Annotated in this window: 7 protein-coding genes and 1 pseudogene; 3 read left to right on the forward strand and 5 right to left on the reverse strand. The window is 66.6% G+C overall.

Annotated features, from left to right (window positions below; translation table 11 throughout):
• Together RT567_RS12895 and RT567_RS12900 are read right to left on the reverse strand one after the other, a co-directional pair.
• Positions 1–499: bifunctional hydroxymethylpyrimidine kinase/phosphomethylpyrimidine kinase (locus RT567_RS12895; RefSeq protein ID WP_313576717.1), on the reverse strand; the 499-nt coding region annotated here is incomplete at its 3' end.
• Positions 496–840, reverse strand: coding sequence for a DMT family transporter (locus RT567_RS12900; protein ID WP_087140888.1), 345 nt, complete (start codon positions 838–840; stop codon positions 496–498). The genes RT567_RS12895 and RT567_RS12900, both read right to left, overlap by 4 nt.
• A gap of 282 nt (positions 841–1122) precedes the next feature.
• Here RT567_RS12900 and RT567_RS12905 point away from each other — a divergent pair, with 282 nt between their 5' ends.
• The gene (locus RT567_RS12905) at positions 1123–1590 is read left to right on the forward strand and encodes an SRPBCC domain-containing protein (protein WP_313576718.1); all 468 of its coding nucleotides are present in this window, start codon (positions 1123–1125) and stop codon (positions 1588–1590) included.
• Between the two features lie 3 nt (positions 1591–1593).
• Here RT567_RS12905 and folP read toward each other — a convergent pair whose 3' ends face one another.
• Positions 1594–2418 (reverse strand): dihydropteroate synthase, encoded by an 825-nt coding sequence (gene folP / locus RT567_RS12910; RefSeq protein WP_313576719.1) that lies wholly within the window; start codon positions 2416–2418, stop codon positions 1594–1596.
• A 258-nt stretch (positions 2419–2676) separates the two neighbouring features.
• On the opposite strand from folP, the gene RT567_RS12915 reads away from it, so the two are divergent.
• Positions 2677–2853: a hypothetical protein gene (locus tag RT567_RS12915; protein WP_313576720.1), complete on the forward strand. Its 177-nt coding sequence runs from the start codon at positions 2677–2679 to the stop codon at positions 2851–2853.
• Between the two features lie 30 nt (positions 2854–2883).
• On the forward strand, positions 2884–3294 hold the full coding sequence (gene rnk, locus RT567_RS12920; protein WP_292058137.1) for a nucleoside diphosphate kinase regulator: 411 nt from the start codon (positions 2884–2886) through the stop codon (positions 3292–3294).
• A 76-nt stretch (positions 3295–3370) separates the two neighbouring features.
• Here rnk and ftsH read toward each other — a convergent pair whose 3' ends face one another.
• Together ftsH and RT567_RS12930 are read right to left on the reverse strand one after the other, a co-directional pair.
• Positions 3371–5323, reverse strand: a complete 1953-nt coding sequence (gene ftsH, locus RT567_RS12925; RefSeq protein WP_313576721.1) for an ATP-dependent zinc metalloprotease FtsH — start codon at positions 5321–5323, stop codon at positions 3371–3373.
• Positions 5324–5365: 42 nt separating this feature from the next.
• A pseudogene (locus RT567_RS12930) lies at positions 5366–5664 on the reverse strand (PP-loop family protein); the annotation flags it as partial.

A 5664-nucleotide genomic window follows, 5' to 3' on the forward strand; every position in this document is an offset into this window, starting at 1 on the left:
CGTCCAGATCGGCGACCGTCAGCCCGGTCAGGGCCTCGGCCTCCGGCGCATTGGGCGTCAGCAGGGCCGCGCGCGGGACCATCAGGCGGCGCACGGCCTCGACGGCGCGGTCTTCCAGCAGGGGCGAACCGCCCTTGGCGATCATGACGGGATCAACCACGGCCGGAACCCCCGCCGCATAGTCGATCAGGCCGGCGACCCGCTCCACCACCTCAACCGAGCCCAGCATGCCGGTCTTCAGGGCGTCCGCGCCGATGTCGTCCAGCACCACCTTGGCCTGAGCCTCGATCACGTCCAGCGGCACGGCGTGGACGCCGTGAACGCCCAGGGTGTTCTGGATGGTGATGGCGGTGATCGCCGTGGCGGCGAACCCGCCCAGCACGGTCACGGCCTTGATGTCGGCCTGGATGCCCGCCCCGCCGCCGGAGTCGGAACCGGCCAGGATGAGCACCCGGCCTCTTTTCGGCGCCTCGGAAGCGGCTTGAGGGACTTCGCTCATGCCGTCACGCCCGAGAACAGTTTCAGCCCGACGATGCCCGCGACGATCAGCAGGATGCAGACCGCCCGCACCGCCGTCGCCGGCTCGCCATAGACGGCCACGCCGACCACCGCCGCGCCCACGGCGCCGATGCCCGTCCACACAGCATAGGCCGTGCCGACCGGCAGGCGTTGCGTCGCCGCCCACAGCCCGACCATGCTGGCGGCCAAGGCTACGGCCACGCCCAGCGAGATCAGCGGCCGCTGCACGCCGACGTATTTGACGCCGGACGCCCAGCCCACTTCGAACAGCCCCGCCACCACGAGAACCAGCCAGGGATTAAGAGACAGAAGCCAAGACATGACGGCTGAATGGCGGATGACGCATCTTCAGACAAGGGCTTCCAGCCCGATCACTCGGCGGCCTTCTTCCTGCTGAAAATCCAAAGCAGAACTCAACCAACGCCAAAATAGACCGATGATATCAAAACAAACAATTGAGAACATTGGTCATGAATTTTGCATTCATGATTTCACCGTTCGACACTTTCTGTTATATTGAAGTTTGCATTCTTTTATTCCCGCCGCAGAAACAATTCTGCGACGATAAGCGTTGCCGCCTCGATTCCCTTGGGAGATTGGGATTTGCAAACGCCTGTGGTCCAAACCGGAATACTGATCCGACGCCCCGTCGATGAGGTTTATCAAGCCTTTACAGAACCGGGGGTGACGTCGTGGTTCTGGTTCACCCATGGCGATCGCCGCCTGTCGCCGGGGGCGACCGTGACGTGGACCTGGGGGATGTACGGCGTTTCGACCCGTGTTCTGGTCAAGGACGTTCAGGTTAACCGGCGAATTCTCATCGACTGGAACCTGGACGATCAGCCGACCGAGGTCGAATGGCGCTTCGAAGCGCGCGACAAGGCGACCTGGGTCGAGATCTTCAATCGCGGCTTCCCCGCCACGGATGAGGGGGTGAAGGCTACGCTGGACGCCATGGAAGGCTTCACCCTGGTTCTGGCCGGCGCCAAACTCTGGTTGGAGCGAGCGATCGAGCCGACCTTCATCGTCGATCGCTTCCCCGATCAGGTTCTGCCCGACTGGAAGGGTTGAGCCTCAGCCAGCCCCCGCCACCGCCGCCTGAAGCTTCAACGCCTGGACCGTCTCGCGCACGTCGTGGACCCGCACCATGCGGGCGCCGCGCCGCGCGCCCTCAAGCACCAGGGCCAAGGAGCCGCCCAGACGGTCGTCCGCCTCCATCGCCGCAGCGTCCACGCCCTGTATGAGACGCTTGCGGCTAGCGGCGTACAGAACCGGAAAGCCCAGATCGACCAAGGCGCCCAGTCGCGCCGTCAGCGTCAGATTATGCGTCGTCGTCTTGGCGAAACCGATGCCGGGGTCCAGCCAGATCTTCTCGCGCGCTACGCCCGCCGCCGTGGCCGCCTCGGCTCGCGCCGCCAGATGGGCGACGACCTCGGCCACGACATCGTCATAGCGGGGATCGTCCTGCATGGTCTTGGGCGCGCCCTTCATATGCATCAGCACCACCTCGCACCCCAGTTCAGCGGCGGTCGCCAGGCTGTCGGGCGCATGGCTCAGAGCTGTGACGTCGTTCCACATCGTCGCGCCGGCGGCGACGGCGGCGCGGGCGACGCCGGGCTTCATGGTGTCGATGCTGATCCCCCCGCCCCAGCGCGCGCGGATAGCGGTAATCAGCGGCGCGACGCGGGCGATCTCCTCGGCTTCATCGACCGGGTCCGAGCCGGGCCGCGTGCTTTCGCCCCCAATGTCCAGCACATCGGCGCCCTGGTCGATCAACCTCAGCGCCTGCGCCAGGGCGGCCTCGGTCGTGGCGTGCCGCCCGCCGTCGGAAAAGCTGTCCGGCGTGACGTTGACGATGCCCATGACGAGCGGCGGCTTCACGAGGGATTGATAGGTCATGCGACATCGACTCCAGAGAGCGCGGTTTGACTTTCACCGCGCCTGGGTCCAGCCTCTAAAGGCAATGGAACGCTTCGTCAGCCAGGCTCGACGCCTCACCCACGCGGGACGCCGCGTCGAAGGCCTTTAACCCGTAGCGGTCCGCCGTGCGCCCTGCGCCGGGCGCCCGTTACGGGACCAAGTTGCTTTAAGTCTCCTGTTTCCCCCATTCATTTTGCAGGACCGCGCCGGCCTGGGGCCGCTCGCGTAGATTTGCGCATGACACGCCGCCCAGACACCACGGACGACAACCGTCCCGGCGAACCGCCGCGCGGCGCCGACATCATTCCCTTTCGGAGGCCGACCGCGCCCGAGGCGCCGTCCGACCCCGAACACGCCCACCCAGAACACATCGACCCAGAACATCCCGACGATGACGGCCCCTCGGCCGCCTGACGTCGCCCGACCTTTCAGAGAGTTTTCCTCATGACCACCCCCCGCAAGGGCGCCCTGCCCGCCATCACGCTTCGCAGCGACGACTTCGACGCCCTGGACCGCTTGGTCGGCGACCTGCCCGGCTCAGGCCCCGCCGGCCTGCTGCAACAGGAACTGGACCGCGCCAAGGTGTGCGAGCCCAAGGCCATGCCCAAGAACGTCGTCACCCTGAACCGCTGGCTTCAATACTCGGACGATCACAGCCCCGACGTGCGCCGCGTCCAGTTGGTCCTGCCCAAGGAAGCCGACATCGACGCCGGCCGCGTCTCCATCCTGTCCTACGTCGGCGCTGGTCTGATCGGCCTGAAGGAAGGCCAGTCGATCACCTGGCCGGACCCGTCAGGCGCCGTGCGCAAGCTGACCCTGGTCAAGGTCGAGGACGAAGCCGCCTCCGCCGCCTGACCCTCGAGCATGGCACGACAAGAAAAAGGGGCGCGTCCGGCGGACGCGCCCCTCTTCGTTTCCGCTTTTCGTCGCCTCAGACCGTCGACGCCGGCTGAGGTTCGGTTGACGCAACTGGCGCCGTCTCGTCTTCCGGCGTGGCCGGGACCGACAGCGACGGGCCGACGACCGTGTCGTTCTCGTCGTCGCGCTTGGGCGGCTGGTCGTTCTCCAGCAGATCCCTGATCTCGTCGCCCGACAGGGTCTCGTATTCCAGCAAAGCCTGGGACAGCTTCTCGTGGTCGCCCGCCTTGTCGGTCAGGATGCGGCGCGCCTCTTCCCAGCCTTCAGTGACGATGCGGCGGACCTCTTCGTCGATGATGCGGGCCGTCTCTTCCGAGACGTTCTGGCTGCGCGAGACCGAGTGGCCCAGGAAGACCTCCTCCTGGTTCTCGCCATAGGCCACGGTGCCCAGGCGCTCCGAGAAGCCCCAGCGCGTGACCATGGCCCGCGCCAGCTTGGTGGCCTGCTCGATGTCCGAGCTGGCGCCCGAGGTGATGCTTTCGGGGCCAAAGATCAGCTCTTCGGCGACCCGGCCGCCGGCCATGATGGCGATGCGGTCGATCATCTGCTGGAACTTCATGGAATAGCGGTCGCCTTCCGGCAGCTGCATCACCATGCCCAGGGCCCGGCCGCGCGGAACGATGGTCGCCTTGTGCACCGGGTCGGCCATCTTGACGTTGATGGCGACGATGGCGTGACCGGCCTCGTGATAGGCGGTCAGGCGGCGCTCTTCCTCGTTCATGGCCATGGACTTCCGCTCGGAGCCCATCATTACCTTGTCCTTGGCGTCCTCGAAGTCGCGGTGCGTGACCATGCGACGGTCCTTGCGGGCCGCCATCAAGGCCGCTTCGTTGACCAGGTTGGCCAGGTCCGCGCCCGAGAAGCCCGGCGTGCCGCGCGCCAGGGTCTTCACATTCACGTCGGCGGCCAGGGGCACGTCCTTCATGTGGACGCGCAGGATACGCTCGCGGCCCGAGACGTCGGGGTTGGGCACCACGACCTGACGGTCGAAGCGGCCCGGACGCAGCAGGGCCGGGTCCAGAACGTCGGGACGGTTGGTCGCGGCGATCAGGATGATGTTCTCGGACGCCTCGAAGCCGTCCATCTCGACCAGCAGCTGGTTCAGCGTCTGCTCGCGCTCGTCGTTGCCGCCGCCGAGGCCTGCGCCGCGGTGACGGCCGACCGCGTCGATTTCATCGATGAAGATGATGCACGGCGCGTTCTTCTTGGCCTGTTCGAACATGTCGCGCACGCGGCTGGCGCCGACGCCGACGAACATTTCCACAAAGTCCGACCCCGAGATCGAGAAGAAGGGCACGCCCGCCTCGCCCGCGACGGCGCGCGCCAGCAGGGTCTTACCCGTACCCGGAGGGCCCACCAGCAGGGCGCCCTTGGGGATCTTGCCGCCCAGACGCTGGAACTTGGCCGGATCCTTCAGGAAGTCGACGACCTCCTGCAGCTCGTCCTTGGCCTCGTCTACGCCCGCGACGTCGTCAAAGGTCTTGCGGCCTTTGTGCTCGGTCAGCAGCTTGGCCTTGGACTTGCCGAAGCCCATGGCGCCCTTCGCCCCGCCCTGCATGCGGTTCATGATGAACAGCCAGAAGCCGATGATCAGCGCCACCGGCAGCAGCAGGCCCAGCAGGCCCGACCACCACGGCTGACGGGTGCTCTTGGTTTCGACCTCGACGCCCGACTTGCGGATCTGCTCGACCAGCTCGGCGTTCGGCACAGGCGTCACGGCGGTGAATTTGCTGTCGTTCTTAAAGACGCCGGTGATCGTCTCGCCGCGCGCGACGATCGACTTGATCTCCTGACGCTCCACAGCCGTCATCAGCTGGGAATAGGTGATGGGTTCGGGGCGGCCGGCGGCCGCGGCGCCCTTGGCGCCCGGCATGGCGGGGGCACCGCCGTTCTGGCTGATCGCGGCGTAGACCGTCACCAGTCCCAGAAGGATCACGCCCCAGATGGCGAAATTGCGCAGGTTCATTCGGTCCTCGGTTCCTCGACGGAGCCGCGCTCGGCCCGTCGATCAGCAGTCTTCGTCTGAAAATAGGTCAGACGGCGGCGTTTCGCCATGAAGGGTTTGAAAGAGTCCGTCTTCCTGCGTCGTTTCGTCCCCGAAAGCCGCCAGGGCGAGCGTCAGCCGCCGCAGGCCCAGCGCCCTTACATCCGCCGCACGCCAGGCCAGAACGGGCCGCCCATCGGGGTCGATCAGCACCGGCGCGGCGGCCCGTGCTGCGGGCGGCAACGACGCCAGCGCCGCCCGATCCCGATCCGACAACTGCGCCAGCCGCCCGACCGCCGCCTCGACGCGCAAGCCCGGCTGAT

The sequence above is a fragment of the Brevundimonas sp. genome (genome assembly GCF_032107865.1).
In the GTDB taxonomy this organism is placed as follows: domain Bacteria; phylum Pseudomonadota; class Alphaproteobacteria; order Caulobacterales; family Caulobacteraceae; genus Brevundimonas.